Raw genomic sequence first — 16612 nt, forward strand, 5'->3', positions numbered from 1 at the left:
ACAGCTTCGCCGACAAGCGGGAACGGGTCGTGGGCCGTTCCAAAGTTGTCCGAAAGTTCCCATACGGTAACTTTCTCCCTATAGAAGTCAAAAAAGTCAGGTACACGCCCTGACTTTTTTGGCATTTGCAAGCAAATGCTATTTAACGCGCGCTGTCGCGCGGATTATTTGAAATGGCGGGGATATAACTTTTTACAGACTGAAACGGCGGAACGATACAAATCGTTCCGCCGTTTGGCGTTAAATCATGTATTCAATGGTATTCTCTGCCGTCAGGCGCGTCTGGTCATTAAACAGGAGAATGCCTTCGCGGGTGTCGATCTCGCCAAGCGCGTAAACCTCGTGGGTCTCACGCTCGAAGCAGGGGCAAGGAACGAGCCGGTTGTATTCGCACGGGTGGTCGTACACCATCTGCACGCCGTCCGTATCGAGCGGCTGATCAAGATAATACGGGTCGAACACGCGCACCATGTCGTTTTCGTCAATGCCGGTGAGCGTCACATAGTGCGCTCCGTCGAAGTGCAGGCGCACCACGGCAGCGCCGCCGCAGCGGAGTGCATCGCGCAGACGGCTGTTCTGCCCGAAATTCACCGCCGGACCGGACAGATACTGCGTGGAGATGTGCAGGCGGCCGATCTTGCCAAAGCCGTTCAGCCAGTTGCTGAGGAACATCATCGCCGCACAGGAGGTACCGCTTTTGCCGCTTACGCCGTCCGAGCCGTAGCAGTCCAGACAGTACAGCATGATGTTGCGGACAGCCTCCGGCGGGATATCCTCGCGCTCAAACAGGAATGCGAGCGCGTTGAGCATGGAGGTTGGACCGCAGTCATATTCGGAAAGCTGGTAGCGCAGCGGATTTTTCATGGGGGAGCCTTCTTTCGTGTGATGTATTCCTATCGGATTACTATATAATAGTAAGGTCAATGCCGATCAATGTCAATACAAATTTGCGGAAAGCGCATATTCATGGTATGATAAGTATGCTTCCCGCCAAAGATAAGGTGGGAAGGAGTGAATCGGCATTGCTAAAACTGATTCATGCGAGTAAAATATATGCTAAGAACGGTATTTGTGCGCTGAACTCAGTCGATCTGACCGTGCAGGACGGTGACTACATTTCGGTGACCGGCGCATCCGGCTCGGGTAAAAGCACACTCATGCACATTCTGGGTCTGCTGGACAGCCTGTCCGATGGCGAATACCTGCTCGACGGAGCAGCAGTCGCGCATTTGCCGGCAAAACAGCGGGCGCGTCTGCGCAGTGAGAAGATCGGTTTTGTGTTTCAGCAGTTCCGGCTGCTGACAGGCATGACAGCACTGGAAAATGTTGCGCTGCCGCTGGCGCTGCAGGGCGTTCCGCGGCATGAGCGGAGCGAACGCGCACTGGCGGTTCTGGAGCGGGTTGGCCTGTCTGATCGGGCGAACCACCGGCCGCACCAGCTTTCCGGCGGACAGCAGCAGCGGGTGGCGATCGCACGGGCGGTTGTGACAGAACCGTGCGTGATTCTGGCGGATGAGCCGACCGCAGGACTGGATCCTGCCGCGGCGGACAGCGTGCTGGAGCTGTTTGACCGATTGCACCGGTCGGGGCATACGCTGGTGCTCATCACACACGATGAGCGGGCAGCGCAGTGCGCCGCAAGGCGGATGTATCTTGAAAATGGGTGCATTTTCGGGTGAGATTATCCGACACCGGATAATCAGTGCATGAAAATAACGCAATCAAACCTAACAGGTTTTCCTATATAGAAGGAGGAAACAAAAATGGACCGTCGGGACAAAACAAACTACTACCTCGACATGGCGCAGGTTGCACTCGAGCGCGGCACCTGTCTGCGCCGCAACTTTGGCGCGGTCATCGTCAAGAACGATGTCATCGTATCCACCGGCTACAACGGTGCGCCGAGAGGTCGTGCCAACTGTATCGACATCGGCACCTGCATTCGTCAGAAGATGGGCATTCCGCGCGGCGAAAGATACGAATTCTGCCGCTCGGTGCATGCGGAGATGAACGCCATTATTGCCGCTCCGCGTGACCAGATGATCGGCGCGACGCTGTACCTGGTCGGCCGCGATATGTCCACCGGAAAGATCATGTCGGACGCAAACTCCTGCACGATGTGCAAGCGCCTCATCATCAACGCGGGCATTGAGAAGGTGGTTATCCGCCGTGATGTGGATACATACGACACTGTGAACGTGCACGACTGGGTGGAGAATGACGACACGCTCGGCAGCAGCATGGCATACTAAACAGACATCGGAGAGAGAAAAATATGTCAATATTCGATATTTTTAAGAAGTTGGATGAAGAAAAAGCCGCAAAGACATCCCAGCCGATCGAGTGGATCGTGGTCGGACTGGGCAATCCGGGCGCGAAGTACGACAACACCCGTCACAATGCGGGTTTCCGTGCGCTTGAGGGTTACTGCGCCCGCAGCGGACAGAAGATCGACCGCATGAAGTTCAAGGCACTGGCGGGTGAGGGTATGCTCGGCGGCAAGCGCGTGCTGTTTCTCAAGCCGCAGACCTTTATGAACCTGTCCGGCGAGGCAGTTCGTGACGCGGCCTCGTTCTACAAAATCCCGCCGGAGCACGTTATCGTGCTGTCGGACGATGTATCGCTCGATGTTGGCACGCTGCGCGTGCGCGCAAAAGGCTCGGCAGGCGGACAGAACGGCCTGAAAAACATTATCTATCATCTGAACAGCGAGGACTTCCCGCGCGTGAAGATCGGCGTCGGCAAAAAGCCGCGTCCGGATTACGATCTGGCGGCGTGGGTGCTTGGCAAGTTCCCGGCAGAGGATCAGAAGGCTATCGACAAGGCGTGCGAGGACGCGGTGAACGCAGCTGCCTGCATCATCGCGGAGGACTGTGCCGCTGCCGCGCAGAAATTCAACGGAAAACGCATCTAAGGAGTTGGTTTTGATGAAAACCGCAGTAGCATATTACTCGCTCGGCGGCACAACACGGTCATACGCCCGCGCGGAAGCCAAGGCGCGGAACGCCGATTTGATCGAGCTTACGCCGAAAACGCCGTACAACCGGTTCACCGCGTTTGTGCGCGGCTGTCCGGAGGCCGTCAAGCAGAAGGCGGTCGCGCTGGACGGTATGCCGCTGTTTGTCGGCTATGACAGAGTGGTGCTGATGGCGCCGGTCTGGGCGGGTTATCCGGCGCCGGTGTTCAACAGCGCGGTGGAACTGCTGCCGCCCGGTACGGAGGTCGAAGTAATACTGGTTTCCGGCAGCGGAAACAGTGAAAAGAGCAAGGCAAAGGTGCGTCTGCAAATCAAAAAGCGCGGCTGTACGATCCTTGCGCAGCGCGATATCAGGGCAAGCCGATGAGTGGATATACTTATGTGCTCCGCTGTGCGGATGATACGCTGTACTGCGGCTGGACGAACGACCTCACGGCTCGGCTGGCGGCGCACAACAGCGGAAAAGGTGCGAAATATACGCGCGGACGCGGTCCGGTGACGCTGGCGTACAGCGAAATGTTCGACACGCAGAGCGAGGCCATGCAGCGCGAAGCAGCAATTAAAAGGCTCACGCGGCCGCAGAAGCAGGCGCTGATTGACAGCCAGAACGGCGGAGAGCTGCTCACTGTTTACGATGCAGACGGACGCGCCTGCGGAGAACGCCCGCGGGCTGTCGTGCATGCGCAGGGGCTGTTCCACCATGTGTGCCACCTGTGGGTGGTCGGTAAGCGGGATGGCGTGTGCGGCATCTGGCTGCAGCAGCGGCAGTTTGACCGGCCTTTATTTCCGGGTGGGTTCGACCTGACCTCGACCGGACATATCGACCCAGGCGAAACGCCGCAGACCGCTGTTCTGCGCGAAGCGCGGGAGGAGAGCGGACTGCAGCTGACAGCAGCCGACCTGATCGACGGCGGCAGTTATCGTCAGCGCTACTCGCGCGGCGAAGTCGGCTTTGATGATGAGCTGGCGTATACATTTCTGGCGCGTATCGACGGCATTCCGCCGTTCCGGCCCGGCCCGGAGGTCGCGGAGATGCTGTTCGTGCCGCTGGAAGACTTTGCCGCCGCACAGGAGCAGGGCGCATCACTCACCGGTCTGACACCGGACGGACGCACGATGGAGATGCCGAACGAATCCCTTTGCTGTCTGCACACTGAGGAGTGGCAGGGCGCGAAACCGCGTATCGAAGCACTTTTTGACTGAAAAGAACAGCCGCCTCCCACTTGACAAGGGGAGACGGCTGCCCTATAATATCGACATTCATCAATATGGAACCCGAAATCCGCTGTAAAGCAGCGGATTTTTGCATTTACTTGACATTTTTCAAAACAAAAAGCTGTCCGAAAGGACAGCTTTTGCTTTACTTGCTGAGTGCGCCGATGATGATATTGACGATCAGACTGACCGCGGCTGCGATCGCGTAGATCGTGCTTTGCTGACGGCACGCCTTTGCCTTGGGATCATCCTGCTTGTTCTCCTGCTCACTGCGTCCGCAGATCATGCCGTAGCGGATCTGCTGCAGGACTGTCAGCGCGGCGAACGCGGCAAACAGCAGCAGGAGCAGTCGCTGAACCGTCTGCATCTTAGTGGATGAGGTTCAGGACGATTGCAATAATGACGAAAACAACGCCGACAATCGAGGTCAGACGAGCAAAGATACGGTCGGATGCGCTTGCCTTGCCGGAGCCGTAGAAGGTGTCTGCGGAGCCGGATACAGCGCCCAGACCCTGCTGTGCACCATGCTGGAGCAGAACAACAACGATCAGGAACAGGCTTGCAACGATCATGATGACCGAGAGAGCGATTTGTGCGGTAGTCATAGGTAATTTCCTCCACTGATTTTCATTTTTCTTATCGCGCATAACGAGACTATGCGCGCAATATGCGTACATGATACTATATCATATTAAATGTACTTTTTCAAGAGGTTTTCCGTATTTTCATCCGGGAATTTGTCTCAGACAAGCGGCTGGAGAATGTTTTTCAGCGAATCGCCCATGCGGTTGGTGTGCACCTTGTGCGTATCAAGATCCACGACCGCCAGACGGATGGACGACCAGCCGTGCTTGCCGCTCTGGTATTTGCGCTCGTCGGACAGCTTTTTCAGCTTTTTGAGCACGGATTTGTCAATCTCGCCGGCGGCAAGAATGACCGAAAGCAGCGAAAAATCGTGGTTTTCGTCCGGCTTTACCAGCTCGGCACTGACCTGCTGCGCGTACTTCCACCAGTCGTCAAGCGTCTGCTCATCGAGCGAGGGCACGGCGAACAGCAGACGGTATTCGTGTGCGTGGCTCGTGCCGCCGGTCGGCATCAGACCGAGGATTTTGCGGGGCGTGCGGGAGTTGAAAACGCTCAGCAGCGCCGCCATTCGGCCGGAAACCTGCACGTTCTGCTGGGAACGGAAATGCGGATCCTGCCCGTTCAGCAGCTTATCGCGCAAGGCAACAAATTCAGTAGAAAAATCCATAAATAACCTCGCTTTTTTACAGATCGGCGGGGTAATCGCCGTTTTTCGTCATAGCTGCAACGGCAGCGCAGATGGTCGGCTTGTCCTCGCGGTAGGTGACACCGTACCAGCGGGAATCTGTGGTGAGTACCTTTGCGGTCGCCTTTCCGTCCTTGATGAGCGCGTCCACCGCGAACGGCAGATAATACTCCGCCTTCATCGGATTGTCCGGCAGCTTGCCTGCGAAAAACTCACGAAGGCCGTCATCAAGCGAGGGCAGGAAGGAAGGAGTGAATCCCCAGAGGTTGAGCGACACCGGCGTGCCGGGCGCAATCTCACCGGCGGGTGCATCGCCGTCCGCATCGTAGCGGATGACGCCGTCCGCATCGCGGTGAATGGCGGTGCGCTCGATGATATGTGCCAGCAGACCGTTTTCGTCTGCGGTGCATACGCCGCGGGAGACTGTGCCGTTTTCGGTGAGCGTGTTCTCGACCTGATAGCCGACCATGCAATAGCGGAATTTGTCGTCATCCTGCGCGGAAGCGAGATAATCATACATTTTGCGGAATGCATCTGCGCCGTAGAAGTCATCCGCGTTGATAACGGCGATCGGGCAGCCGGCAGTCAGCTCCTTTGCACACCACACGGCATGCGCGGTGCCGAGCGGCTTCTCACGGCCTTCCGGTGCGGTCAGACCGTCCGGCAGATTGTCGAGCGTTTGATAAGCATATTCCACCTGCATGAAGCGGCGCGCCTTTTTGCCGATGGCATCCTCGAATGCCTCGTGCAGCTCGGGACGGATGATGAATACCACGCGGTCAAAGCCTGCACGGTGTGCATCGTAGATGGAATAATCGAGCAGAATCTGTCCGTTCGGACCGATCGGGTCGATCTGCTTGAGTCCGCCGTAGCGCGAGCCCATACCTGCCGCCATGATCACCAAAACCGGATTTGCCATAGTCTATATCCTCCTAAAGAACCTTATCTATTTATACAAATAAAGCATTCCATTCATGTTCTTCATACCCTCAAACGGGAATACTCCTTTATTATACAAGAGCGTATCATAAAACACAAGATGTTTGCGGTGCAGGTCTGCTTTTTTGTCGAAAAGCATGAAAATCCGAATGGGGTTCGGGTGATGATTGCAAAGTGACGGGAAAACTGCTAAAATAAAAAACGTATACGTATAGAGAATTTTATTATTAAAACCATATTGTTATAGAGAGGAATATGTTTCGATGCGCAAAACGAAGATTATCTGCACGCTTGGTCCCGCAACTGATGCTGTACTGCCCGAGATGATCAAGGCAGGCATGAATGTTGCCCGTATGAACTTCAGCCACGGCTCTCATGAGGAGCATAAGGCTCGCATGGACGCCGTTAAGGCAGCCCGCAAGGAACTTGGCATGCCGGTCGGCATCATGCTGGATACCAAGGGTCCGGAGATCCGTACCAAGACCTATAAGGACGGCAAGATCGAGATTGTTGAGGGTCAGGAGTTCACGCTGACCACCCGCGATATCGAGGGTGACAACACCATCGTTTCCATCACTTACGAAGGCCTGCCGAATGACGTTCAGCCGGGCACCCGCATCCTGATCGACGACGGTCTGGTTGCATTCGAGGTCGAGGAGATCAAGAATGGCACCGACATTGTGTGCAAGGCGCTCAACGGCGGTCCGCTCTCCAACCGCAAGTCCATCAACGTACCGGGTATCAAGCTGAACATGAAGTTCGTTTCCGATAAGGACCGTGAGGATATTGAGTTCGGTCTGTCTCAGGACATCGACTTTATCGCTGCTTCCTTCACCCGTTCCGCACAGGACGTCCGCGACATCAAGGAGATCCTCAAGGCAAACGGCAAGGAAGATGTTGAGATCATCTGCAAGATCGAGAACATGGAAGGCGTAAACAACGTACAGGAGATTCTCGACGAGGCAAACGGCATCATGGTAGCTCGCGGCGACCTTGGCGTTGAGGTTCCGTTTGAGGAGCTGCCGGAGATCCAGAAGTCCATCATCAAGACCTGCATTTCCCGCGGCAAGCGCGTTGTAACCGCTACCCAGATGCTCGAGTCCATGGCCAAGAACCCGCGTCCGACCCGTGCAGAGGTTTCCGACGTTGCAAACGCTGTTTACGACGGCACATCCGCTATCATGCTGTCCGGTGAGACCTCTGTCGGCAAGTATCCGGTAGAGACCGTTCGCACCATGAGCCGCATCGCAGAGAACGCAGAGAAGACCATCCACTACGACCGCCGCCGTGTAACCCGTCTTGAGTTCCAGAACATGGACGTAGACGGCGACACGAAGACGCTGGCAATCTCGCACGCAACCTGCTCTACCTCCGCTGATCTGGGCGTTAAGGGCATTGTAGCGTTCACCGAGTCCGGTTCTACCGCTCGCGCTGTATCCACCTACCGTCCGGGCGCGCCGATCATCGCCGCTACCCCGAGTGAAAAGACCTTTAACCGCCTGACTATGTCCTGGGGCGTAAAGCCGATTCTGGTTGAAAAGCGCCCGCAGTCCGGCACTGAGCTGTACCATCTGTCCGAGAAGGCAGCGGTAACTGCGCTCGATCTGCGCGTTGGCGACGTTATCACCATCACCGCAGGTATGCCGGTAGGCGAGGTTTACTACACCAATACCCTGCGTGTACACGAACTGACCGAGAAGTCTTTCGAGGACTAACACTATGTCTTTCAAACGCTTGCAGCGTGCATTGTTCCGCACGATGGCCGCTGTTGTGGCGCTGGCGGTCCTGTTCTGCATCGGATTGTACGGCTACCGCACGATGTTCGGCTATACCTATGACTCCTCGCTGTCCGATGAAGATCTGGCGGCGAGCGTCACAGCGGACGAAAATATTACGAATATTGCATTGTTCGGTCTGGATACCCGCGAGGGCGACAAGCAGAGTCATTCGGACTGCATGATGATCGTTACCGTGGACAACACGCGCGGCAAGATCAAGCTCATCAGCCTGATGCGCGATTCTCTGGTAGATATCGACGGCTACGGTGAGGACAAGCTGAATGCGGCGTATTTCCGCGGCGGTCCGAGTCTTGCCATCCGCACCATCAACGAGAATTTCGGCACGGATATCAAGGATTATGTTGCCGTGGACTTCGAGCAGCTGGTGCAGATCGTAGACGCGATCGGCGGCGTAGACATCGACGTGCAGAACGATAACGAGCTGAAGGAGCTCAACCGTGTCATCAAGGACTACGGCGCAGAGCGGGGCAAGGAGTTCTCCGGCGTGGAGAAGACCGGCCTGCAGACGCTGGACGGCGTGCAGGCGCTGTGCTACGGCCGTATCCGCAAGGGCGATACCGGCGATGACTGGGCGCGCGTGGAGCGTCAGAGCGTTGTGCTGAACGCCATCTTCACCAAGCTGCAGAGTGCAAGCGCCACCGAGCTGATCGGCAGCATGCGCAAGCTGGTTCCGTATGTCACGACCTCGCTTTCGCCGACTGCTATGGCGTCGCTGATCGTCGGCGCGGTCAAGAACGGCATTCCGACACTTGAGCACACCCGTGTTCCGGTGGATGGCGAGTGGAGTTATTCCGGTAATTCCGGCGAGTATATCACCTACGATCTGGACGTTGCAGCCGACCATATCCATGCATACATCTATGATGACGCGGATATCAGCAGCGGCACGACCGACGATGATACAGGCACGGACAGCAAGTCCGATACGGATACGACCGATTCGTCCAAGAGCACGGATACCAAGTCGAATACCACTGCGGTGGATCCGGAATCCCTTGTGGAGGAAGGCGGCTGGTACGATTCCGACACCGGTGACTATTATGATTGCGATGGTGACCGATACAGTCTGGACGAAAACGGGAATAAGGTGTATTATTAAACTTGTGATCGTTAGAGAACGAAGCAGGGGACATGACGACGATCATGTCCCCTGTTCTTATATGGCAATAACTGCTATAAGAAATAGAGAGAAAGAGTACAAACAGAAAGCAGGTAAAAACCTATGTATGTAAAACGAATTCTCCCGAACGGTGTGCGCTTGATTACCGAACGGATCGACAACATGCGCACGGTGTCGGTCGGCATCTGGGTCGGCAACGGCAGCCGATACGAACCCGCAGAGCTCGGCGGCGTATCGCATTTCATCGAGCACATGATCTTCAAGGGCACAGAAAAACGCTCTGCCCGCCATATTGCAATCGCGATCGACGCATTAGGCGGGCAGGCGAATGCATTCACAGATAAGGAATGCACCTGCTACTATATGAAGGTTCTGGACAGCCGGCTGAAAAACGGAGTGGCTCTGCTGGCGGATATGTTCCTGCATTCCCGCTTTGCACAGGAGGATCTGGAGCTGGAGCGCGGTGTCGTTCTCGAGGAGATCGATATGTACGAGGATTCTCCGGAGGATGTCGCCATCGACAAGCTGTTCGAGCGCTGCTACGACGGTTCGGCACTCGGCCGCCCAATCCTCGGCACGGCGGAAACGCTCGAGCCGATGACCTCGGAAACACTGCACAAGTATATGCGCGAATATTACCGCCCGCAGGATACGGTTGTTGCGGTTTCCGGTCACTTTACCGATGATGATCTCGACTTTATCGAGGAGCTGTTCTCCGAGATGCAGGGCGAGGGCAAAAACGTTATCACACCGGCAGCCTATCAGCCGAGCCTGTTCCTGAGGGATAAGGAGATCGAGCAGAACCACCTGTGTCTGTCCTTTCCGGGCGTATCGCTTGTCAGCGAGGACCGCTTTACAATGAACCTGCTCAGCTCCATCCTTGGCGGCGGCATGTCGTCCCGCCTGTTCCAGAGCGTGCGCGAGCAGAACGGCCTGTGCTACTCCATCTACACGTTCACCACGCCGCATCTGGATACCGGCCTGCTGTCCATCTACACCGGTCTGGGACAGGAAACCGAGCGAAAGGCGCTCGATCTCATCCTGCGTGAACTCGATGAATTCTGCCAGAACGGCCCGGCGCCGGATGAACTGTCGCGCTGCCGTGAGCAGGTCAAGACAACGCTGCTCATGGGTCTGGAGAACACCGGCAACCGCATGATGACCATCGGCCGCAGTGAGCTGCTGCGCGGCGAGGTATCCAAGATCGAGGAAGTGCTCGATTCCTACGACAGTGTGACCGCAGATGATATCCTGAACCTTGCCCGCCGTGTGTTTGACCGCTCGAAGGCTTCTCTGGCCGTTGTCGGTCAGCCGGACAGCGAGGATACATACCGCGAACTGCTGCGCTAATTACCGAGCTGCTTGCACAGATAGGTGATCACATCCCGACGGGTGACAATACCGCAGAAGATACCGCGTCCGTCCACTACAGGTACAAAATTCTGCATTGTGACCAGATCGACCATATCCTCCATGCGTGCATCAATGCTTACCGAGCGGTGGTGTACCCGCAGCTCAACCTGACCGACGGTCAGCTGTTCGAGGTTTTCCTTCGGGTAATGCAGCACCAGCCGCAGAAAATCACCTTCGGTGATCGTTCCGGCGTATTTACCCTTGGCATCTACCACAGGAATCGCTGTGAAGCCGCTGTGGAGCATGTCGTCAATGGCCTTCTGCACCGGGCAGCTCTCGGTTAAGTAGGAAACCTCTACCTTGGGTTTCAGGAAGAACGAAATATTCATAGTATCGCTCCTTAAAAATTGTAATATAAATCGTAGCAGAGCAGCACCGTGAAGCGGATTCACCGGTGCTGCTTTTGTTACCTCTATTGTACGATAGACAGAAGCGGCGGTCAACTGGAATTTGACATTCCTTACAGATTGTTAACAAATTGCAAAGTTGATATTGTAAAAAATGACGGATAGATAATTCTTGTCGTGAGAAATTTAAACGGTATACTTGACTTGCACTCTTTTAACTGCTAAAATGATGAAGTAACAGAAGTGCAAAAGTTCTGTGAAAAGTAAAATTTGAACAAAGAAGGGTTTCCCATGAAGAAGAGATTACTCGCAGCGCTGATGGCTGGCGCCATGGCACTCACGATGACTGCCTGCGGCGGCAGCAGCTCCGGCAGCGATGACAGCAATGCAGCCTCCGGCAGCGATTCTGGTTCGGCTGGCAGCTACAAGGTAGGCATTGTTCAGCTGGTTCAGCATGAGGCGTTGGATGCGGCTACGCAGGGTTTCCAGGATAAGCTGAAGGAGCTGGTCGAGGCTGACGGCGGTTCGGTTGAATTTGATCCGCAGAATGCATCCGGCGAGTCCGCAAACTGCACCACGATTGTAAACGGCTTTGTTTCCGAGGGTGTTGACCTGATCATGGCCAATGCTACCGCAGCACTGCAGGCAGCACAGGCCGGCACCTCTGATATACCGATCCTCGGCACTTCGGTAACCGACTACGGCACCGCACTCGGCGTATCCGACTGGACCGGCAAGACCGGCACCAACATCTCCGGTACTACCGATCTTGCACCGCTCGACGGTCAGGCCGACATGCTCAAGGAGCTGTTCCCGGATGCCAAGAACGTAGGTCTGCTGTACTGCTCTGCTGAGCCGAACTCCAAGTACCAGATCGACACCATCAAGCCGCTGCTTGAGAAGCTGGGTTACACCTGCACCGAGTATGCGTTCACCGACTCCAACGACGTTGCTTCCGTAACGCAGAAGGCTGCTGCGGCAAGTGATGTTATGTATATCCCGACCGATAACACCGCTGCTTCCTGCACCGAGGCAATTGCAAACGTTGTTATCCCGGCAAAGGTTCCGGTTATCGCAGGCGAGCAGGGCATCTGCAACGGCTGCGGCGTAGCTACCCTGTCGATCGACTACTACGAGCTGGGTCAGGCTACCGGTGAGATGGCTTACGAGATCCTCGCCAACGGCGCAAACCCGGGTGATATGGAAGTACAGCCTGCACCGAACTTCACGAAGATGTACAACAAGACTAACTGCGAGAAGCTGGGCATCACCGTTCCGGATGATTACACGGCAATCGAAGGCTAAAAGCTGAAACCCAAAGCACCGTACTTTATGTACGGTGCTTTGGGTTTGTCAATAAAGTCCGTTTTAGCGCTGCTGCCGCTGCCGCGCGGTAGCGCGCATGAAAACCGGGGGCGTGTACCTCGGTTTTCATACTTTCAGAGGGAGAAAGTTTCCGCATGGGAACTTTCGGACGTCCGTGTTTTGCAAAGTCAAAACACAGATTGTCGGAAAAACGAAGTTTTTCGACAGTCTCAGCACCGTACTTTATGTACGGTGCTTTTTCATCTGCAGGAGAAATTTTGCGCACGGACGTGCGGTTTTACAGCGAAAATATACGTCAAATTGCCGAAAAATGAGGAAAAGAGTAAATAAAACTTACAATTTGCAGGGAAATGTGCTATAATGATATCAGAAAAAGTGGATGACGGAAACAGAATGAAACGCGATGTGTGAGGAGGCATCTTGATGTATCAGGCAGGAGAGTTCATTGTGTACGGAACCAACAGTGTGTGCCGGGTAGAGTCAATCGGCAAGCCGCCGTTCGAGACCGAGGAGGATAAGCTGTACTATACGCTGGTACCGGTAACGGGCACGGAGACCATCTATATTCCGACGGATTCGCCGGTGTTTACCCGTCCGGTGATCTCCCGCGAAAAAGCAGAGGAACTCATCAACTCTATTCCTGACATCGAAGAGGACCACTTTGTCTGCCACAGCGTCCGCATGGCGAATGAGCATTATCAGGCGGCGCTGCAGAGCCACGACTGCGAGGAGCTTGTGCAGCTGATCAAGACGGTTTACGCCAAGTCGCGCCGGCACGGACGCCGTGTCAGTCAGGTCGATCAGCGCTACCGCAAACGTGCCGAGGAACTGCTTAACAGCGAGCTTTCGGTTGCACTCGGTATTCCGCTCAAGGAAGTTCCGGCGTATATCAATCAGAGGATTGGCAAGCTGGAAAAAAAGACGGCAAAGAAAACTGCAGAATAAATGGAAAAAGAGAGGCTTTGTAGCCTCTCTTTTTCAGTCTGTCAGGAAAACGAAGTTTTCGACAGTCTATTTGTTTAGAAACCGGAGAACCATTTTCGGATCTTCTCGAGGAAACCCGGATGCGGCGCAGGCTGTGCGGCCTGCTTGCGGGCGTTCTCAATGGCCTGCTGCATAAGCAGATCCTGTGCGCAGATGGGGTCCTGAACGGCAGGCTTTTTGCAGTAGGTGCCGTCCGGCTGCAGCACACGCGCCTTGACAGTATCGTGCTGCATGGCATAGAGAATATCATGCAGGCGGGCGCGGACGGCAGGATCGTCGATCGGACAGGCAATTTCAACGCGGCGTTCGGTGTTGCGCGTCATCAGATCGGCGGAGGAGATATACATTTTTTCCTCGACACCGCGGCCGAACACATAAATGCGGGAATGCTCAAGAAAACGTCCGATAATGCTCGTCACTGTGATGTTCTCGGTGTGGCCCGGCACACCGGGCAGCAGGCAGCAGATGCCGCGCACGATCATCTCGACTGTAACGCCTGCGCAGGATGCCTCACGCAACTTGGCGATTACGTCGATATCGGTCAGCGAATTGAACTTAAGCAGGATGTAACCGTCCTTGCCTTTGGCAATCTGCTCGTCCATCAACGCCAGAATGTTGTTTTTCAGGCTGGTCGGCGCGACGAACAGGCGGCTGTAGCGTCCGGACAGGTTGCCGAGCGCCATGTTGTTGAAGAACGCGCCTGCGTCCTGACCGATTCGCTCATCCGTCGTGATGAGCGACACGTCCGTGTATTGCTTGGCGGTTTTCTCGTTGTAGTTGCCGGTGCCGACCTGCGTAATATGGCGGACGGTTCCGCGTTCTCTGCGGGTGATCAGGCAGATCTTGGAGTGCACCTTGTAATCCTCAAAGCCGTAAATGATCTTGCAGCCGGCTTCTTCCATGCGTTCGGACCAGTCGATGTTGTTCTGCTCGTCAAAGCGCGCGCGCAGCTCGATGAGTGCGGTAACGTCCTTGCCGTTTTCGGCGGCAGCACACAGGTATTCGACCAGCTTTGCCTTGCTTGCCAGCCGGTAAATCGTGATGCGGATCGCCAGTACAGCCGGGTCGTTTGCCGCCTCACGAATCATCTGCAGGAACGGCTCCATGCTCTCATACGGATAGGACAGCAGAATATCCCGCTGCAGAGCGGCCTTGAGCAGACTCTGACCGGCAGACAGCATGGCCGGCTGCTGCGGCGTGAAGGGCGCGTCGCTGAGAAACGCACGCTTTTTTTCCGGCAGGTGTTCGCCGAGCGAGAACGCATACCCGAGCTTGAGCGGTGCTGTGCGCGACAGGAAAATCTGTGCATCGCTGACCTCAAAGCGGCTGCGGAAGTGCTCTTTGAAGTGGTCGCTGATGGGACGGTTGATCTCCACGCGGACGACAGCCATGCGGCGGCGCTGCCGCAGCAGCTTTTCCATCTTTTTGCGAAAATCTCCGCTTTCTACGCCGAAGGTCTCGTCGTCCACCTGAATATCCGCATTGCGGGTAACGCAGAGCACAGTCTTTTCAAGTACGTCGTACATCTCGAACACATGGTCAGCGTAGGCGAGCAGAATATCCTCGGTGAGAATATAGCGCGACGGTGTCTCCGGCAGGAACACAACCGGCGGCAGCGATGCGGGCACGGGCAGCAGACCGAGCCGTTCGGTCTTTTTGTGGCTGAGCAGCGCGGCAATATGCAGCACCTTGCCCTCAAGGTGCGGGAACGGATGGTGCGAGTCCACGATCTGCGGCGAGAGAACCGGCGCAATGATATCTTTGAAATACCGCTTGATGTATTTCTGTTCGTCCGGCGCAAGCGAATCCATTGTCAGTCGGCGCAGACCAATCGCACTCAGTTTGCTGTCCACATCGGAGAACGCCGCGTCACGACGTGCATAGAGCGGCACAACCGCCTTGTAGATCAGATGCAGCTGCTCTTTGGCGGTCAGACCGGATTTACTGTCGGTATGCTCCTTGTCCACGGCGGCCATGTCGCATAGGCTGCCGACACGGATCATGAAGAACTCATCCAGATTACTGGTAAAGATTGCGAGGAATTTGAAACGCTCGAGCAGAGGCACGTTCTCATCCTCCGCCTCGGCGAGCACGCGGGCGTTGAACTGCAGCCACGAAAGCTCACGATTCTGGGTGTAGCCCTGCTCCCAAATCTTCTGTGTCATATCATGTCCCCCTTCGTGGTGGCATACGCCGTCATTCTATCGTTACTATTATACTGCGCTTTTGTAAAGGAACAATGCGTTTCATGTAAAATGTATAAAAAGTTTCTTTCCTCCGCAGGTCTTGCGGGAAATGAAAAGGTCTGTTATACTGTGGATATAAAATAAGAAGAAAGAGGGAGAAAATCAGATATGATCAACATCTGGCATGACATTGATCCGAGTCGCGTAACGCCGGAGAGCTTTACGGCAGTCATTGAAATTCCGGCAGGCAGCAAGAAAAAGTATGAGCTGGACAAGCAGACCGGTCTGCTGCGGCTGGATCGTATTCTGTATACTTCAACGCATTATCCGGCCAATTATGGCTTTATTCCGCGCACTTATGCGGGCGACGGCGATCCACTGGATGTGCTCGTGCTGTGCAGTGAAACGCTTGACCCGATGGTCGAGGTGGACTGCTATCCGATCGGCGTGATCCGCATGATTGATGATGACGAGATCGACGATAAGATCATCGCCATTCCGTTCGAGGACCCGAACTGGAACTATTATCATGATATCGACCAGCTGCCGCCGCATCACGGCAACGAGATCGCGCATTTCTTCGAGATTTACAAGAGTCTGGAGCACAAGTACACCGCAACGTCGGACGCGCTGACGCGTTCGGTGGCAGTCAAGGTGATCAAGGACTGTATCGAGCGATATGAGGTTCATTACTGCGGCAAGTGTCCGAGTAAGGAATACGAGTCGGAGAAAAAGCGCCTCAAGGAAGAAAAGAAGGAGGCCAAGGAGAAGGAAAAGCTCATTAAGGATATCCGCAAGGGCTAAGTACATAGAGCCGAGGACAGCTTTCGCATCAACGAGCGGCGTGACACGGGTCTCTCCGGGGAGCTTCTCTTGCTCTTCGGGCGAAACCGTGCGTTTGATTCGGCACCCGTTATATGAAAAAAACACAGCCATCCATTTGGATGGCTGTGTTTTTTGGAGCAGGGTACGGGAATCGAACCCGCCTCTGTGGCTTGGGAAGCGACCGTTCTACCGATGAACTAACCCTGCAGAC

Annotated in this window: 18 protein-coding genes and 1 tRNA gene; 11 read left to right on the top strand and 8 right to left on the bottom strand. The window is 55.2% G+C overall.

From position 1 onward, the window contains the following. Positions 1 to 240: 240 nt before the first annotated feature. Complete coding sequence (locus DWZ82_RS11530; protein ID WP_118480975.1) at positions 241 to 864, bottom strand: peptidase C39; 624 nt, start codon at positions 862 to 864, stop codon at positions 241 to 243. Between the two features lie 158 nt (positions 865 to 1022). On the opposite strand from DWZ82_RS11530, the gene DWZ82_RS11535 reads away from it, so the two are divergent. From DWZ82_RS11535 to DWZ82_RS16125, 5 genes are all read left to right on the top strand, one after another. Then, entirely contained in the window at positions 1023 to 1679 is a 657-nt protein-coding gene (locus DWZ82_RS11535; protein WP_199667488.1) for an ABC transporter ATP-binding protein, read from the top strand. Between the two features lie 84 nt (positions 1680 to 1763). Continuing rightward, positions 1764 to 2252, top strand: a complete 489-nt coding sequence (locus DWZ82_RS11540) for a deoxycytidylate deaminase (RefSeq protein ID WP_110436051.1) — start codon at positions 1764 to 1766, stop codon at positions 2250 to 2252. A 23-nt stretch (positions 2253 to 2275) separates the two neighbouring features. Beyond that, a complete protein-coding gene (gene pth / locus DWZ82_RS11545) occupies positions 2276 to 2914 on the top strand; it encodes an aminoacyl-tRNA hydrolase (protein WP_117751949.1) in 639 nt (212 codons plus the stop codon). Between the two features lie 13 nt (positions 2915 to 2927). After that, entirely contained in the window at positions 2928 to 3344 is a 417-nt protein-coding gene (locus tag DWZ82_RS11550; RefSeq protein ID WP_118360997.1) for a flavodoxin, read from the top strand. Continuing rightward, a complete protein-coding gene (locus DWZ82_RS16125) occupies positions 3341 to 4180 on the top strand; it encodes a GIY-YIG nuclease family protein (RefSeq protein WP_158575217.1) in 840 nt (279 codons plus the stop codon). Before DWZ82_RS11550 ends, DWZ82_RS16125 begins: the two co-directional genes overlap by 4 nt. Positions 4181 to 4337: 157 nt before the next feature. Here DWZ82_RS16125 and DWZ82_RS11560 read toward each other — a convergent pair whose 3' ends face one another. The 4 genes from DWZ82_RS11560 to DWZ82_RS11575 form a co-directional block, all read right to left on the bottom strand. Continuing rightward, complete coding sequence (locus tag DWZ82_RS11560) at positions 4338 to 4559, bottom strand: hypothetical protein (RefSeq protein WP_118480977.1); 222 nt, start codon at positions 4557 to 4559, stop codon at positions 4338 to 4340. A 1-nt stretch (position 4560) separates the two neighbouring features. Beyond that, positions 4561 to 4797 (bottom strand): preprotein translocase subunit SecG, encoded by a 237-nt coding sequence (secG, locus tag DWZ82_RS11565; RefSeq protein WP_110436055.1) that lies wholly within the window; start codon positions 4795 to 4797, stop codon positions 4561 to 4563. Positions 4798 to 4934: 137 nt separating this feature from the next. Further along, positions 4935 to 5444, bottom strand: a complete 510-nt coding sequence (locus DWZ82_RS11570) for a hypothetical protein (RefSeq protein WP_118480978.1) — start codon at positions 5442 to 5444, stop codon at positions 4935 to 4937. Between the two features lie 16 nt (positions 5445 to 5460). Then, complete coding sequence (locus DWZ82_RS11575; protein ID WP_118480979.1) at positions 5461 to 6381, bottom strand: nucleotidyltransferase family protein; 921 nt, start codon at positions 6379 to 6381, stop codon at positions 5461 to 5463. A 283-nt stretch (positions 6382 to 6664) separates the two neighbouring features. On the opposite strand from DWZ82_RS11575, the gene pyk reads away from it, so the two are divergent. The 3 genes from pyk (at position 6665) to DWZ82_RS11590 (ending at position 10670) form a co-directional block, all read left to right on the top strand. Continuing rightward, entirely contained in the window at positions 6665 to 8116 is a 1452-nt protein-coding gene (gene pyk, locus DWZ82_RS11580) for a pyruvate kinase (protein ID WP_118480980.1), read from the top strand. 4 nt (positions 8117 to 8120) lie between these two features. Beyond that, the gene (locus tag DWZ82_RS11585; RefSeq protein ID WP_118480981.1) at positions 8121 to 9299 is read left to right on the top strand and encodes an LCP family protein; all 1179 of its coding nucleotides are present in this window, start codon (positions 8121 to 8123) and stop codon (positions 9297 to 9299) included. A gap of 123 nt (positions 9300 to 9422) precedes the next feature. Further along, a complete protein-coding gene (locus DWZ82_RS11590; protein ID WP_118360985.1) occupies positions 9423 to 10670 on the top strand; it encodes a M16 family metallopeptidase in 1248 nt (415 codons plus the stop codon). On the opposite strand, the gene DWZ82_RS11595 is transcribed toward DWZ82_RS11590, so the two are convergent. Beyond that, entirely contained in the window at positions 10667 to 11062 is a 396-nt protein-coding gene (locus DWZ82_RS11595) for a CBS domain-containing protein (RefSeq protein ID WP_118480982.1), read from the bottom strand. The two genes, DWZ82_RS11590 and DWZ82_RS11595, sit on opposite strands and share 4 nt — an antisense overlap. 309 nt (positions 11063 to 11371) lie before the next feature. Here DWZ82_RS11595 and DWZ82_RS11600 point away from each other — a divergent pair, with 309 nt between their 5' ends. Both DWZ82_RS11600 and DWZ82_RS11605 read left to right on the top strand, forming a co-directional pair. Beyond that, on the top strand, positions 11372 to 12385 hold the full coding sequence (locus tag DWZ82_RS11600; RefSeq protein WP_118480983.1) for an ABC transporter substrate-binding protein: 1014 nt from the start codon (positions 11372 to 11374) through the stop codon (positions 12383 to 12385). Positions 12386 to 12829: 444 nt separating this feature from the next. After that, the gene (locus tag DWZ82_RS11605; protein ID WP_118480984.1) at positions 12830 to 13351 is read left to right on the top strand and encodes a CarD family transcriptional regulator; all 522 of its coding nucleotides are present in this window, start codon (positions 12830 to 12832) and stop codon (positions 13349 to 13351) included. A gap of 74 nt (positions 13352 to 13425) precedes the next feature. Here the strand turns inward: DWZ82_RS11605 and ppk1 are convergent, their stop codons facing one another. Next, positions 13426 to 15555: a polyphosphate kinase 1 gene (gene ppk1 / locus DWZ82_RS11610; RefSeq protein ID WP_118480985.1), complete on the bottom strand. Its 2130-nt coding sequence runs from the start codon at positions 15553 to 15555 to the stop codon at positions 13426 to 13428. A gap of 192 nt (positions 15556 to 15747) precedes the next feature. On the opposite strand from ppk1, the gene DWZ82_RS11615 reads away from it, so the two are divergent. After that, entirely contained in the window at positions 15748 to 16380 is a 633-nt protein-coding gene (locus tag DWZ82_RS11615) for an inorganic diphosphatase (protein WP_118480997.1), read from the top strand. 154 nt (positions 16381 to 16534) lie between these two features. Here DWZ82_RS11615 and DWZ82_RS11620 read toward each other — a convergent pair. Continuing rightward, a tRNA-Gly gene (locus DWZ82_RS11620) sits at positions 16535 to 16608 on the bottom strand. Positions 16609 to 16612: the final 4 nt, after the last annotated feature.

This window comes from Butyricicoccus sp. AF35-5AC (assembly GCF_003477715.1).
Lineage (GTDB): Bacteria > Bacillota > Clostridia > Oscillospirales > Butyricicoccaceae > Agathobaculum > Agathobaculum butyriciproducens.

Coding starts and splice junctions, on each gene's coding strand:
- DWZ82_RS11530 (WP_118480975.1), bottom strand. CDS start 864: ATGAAAAATCCGCTGCGCTACCAGCTTTCCGAATATGACTGCGGTCCA.
- DWZ82_RS11540 (WP_110436051.1), top strand. CDS start 1,764: ATGGACCGTCGGGACAAAACAAACTACTACCTCGACATGGCGCAGGTT.
- pth (WP_117751949.1), top strand. CDS start 2,276: ATGTCAATATTCGATATTTTTAAGAAGTTGGATGAAGAAAAAGCCGCA.
- DWZ82_RS11550 (WP_118360997.1), top strand. CDS start 2,928: ATGAAAACCGCAGTAGCATATTACTCGCTCGGCGGCACAACACGGTCA.
- DWZ82_RS16125 (WP_158575217.1), top strand. CDS start 3,341: ATGAGTGGATATACTTATGTGCTCCGCTGTGCGGATGATACGCTGTAC.
- DWZ82_RS11560 (WP_118480977.1), bottom strand. CDS start 4,559: ATGCAGACGGTTCAGCGACTGCTCCTGCTGCTGTTTGCCGCGTTCGCC.
- secG (WP_110436055.1), bottom strand. CDS start 4,797: ATGACTACCGCACAAATCGCTCTCTCGGTCATCATGATCGTTGCAAGC.
- DWZ82_RS11570 (WP_118480978.1), bottom strand. CDS start 5,444: ATGGATTTTTCTACTGAATTTGTTGCCTTGCGCGATAAGCTGCTGAAC.
- DWZ82_RS11575 (WP_118480979.1), bottom strand. CDS start 6,381: ATGGCAAATCCGGTTTTGGTGATCATGGCGGCAGGTATGGGCTCGCGC.
- pyk (WP_118480980.1), top strand. CDS start 6,665: ATGCGCAAAACGAAGATTATCTGCACGCTTGGTCCCGCAACTGATGCT.
- DWZ82_RS11585 (WP_118480981.1), top strand. CDS start 8,121: ATGTCTTTCAAACGCTTGCAGCGTGCATTGTTCCGCACGATGGCCGCT.
- DWZ82_RS11590 (WP_118360985.1), top strand. CDS start 9,423: ATGTATGTAAAACGAATTCTCCCGAACGGTGTGCGCTTGATTACCGAA.
- DWZ82_RS11595 (WP_118480982.1), bottom strand. CDS start 11,062: ATGAATATTTCGTTCTTCCTGAAACCCAAGGTAGAGGTTTCCTACTTA.
- DWZ82_RS11600 (WP_118480983.1), top strand. CDS start 11,372: ATGAAGAAGAGATTACTCGCAGCGCTGATGGCTGGCGCCATGGCACTC.
- DWZ82_RS11605 (WP_118480984.1), top strand. CDS start 12,830: ATGTATCAGGCAGGAGAGTTCATTGTGTACGGAACCAACAGTGTGTGC.
- ppk1 (WP_118480985.1), bottom strand. CDS start 15,555: ATGACACAGAAGATTTGGGAGCAGGGCTACACCCAGAATCGTGAGCTT.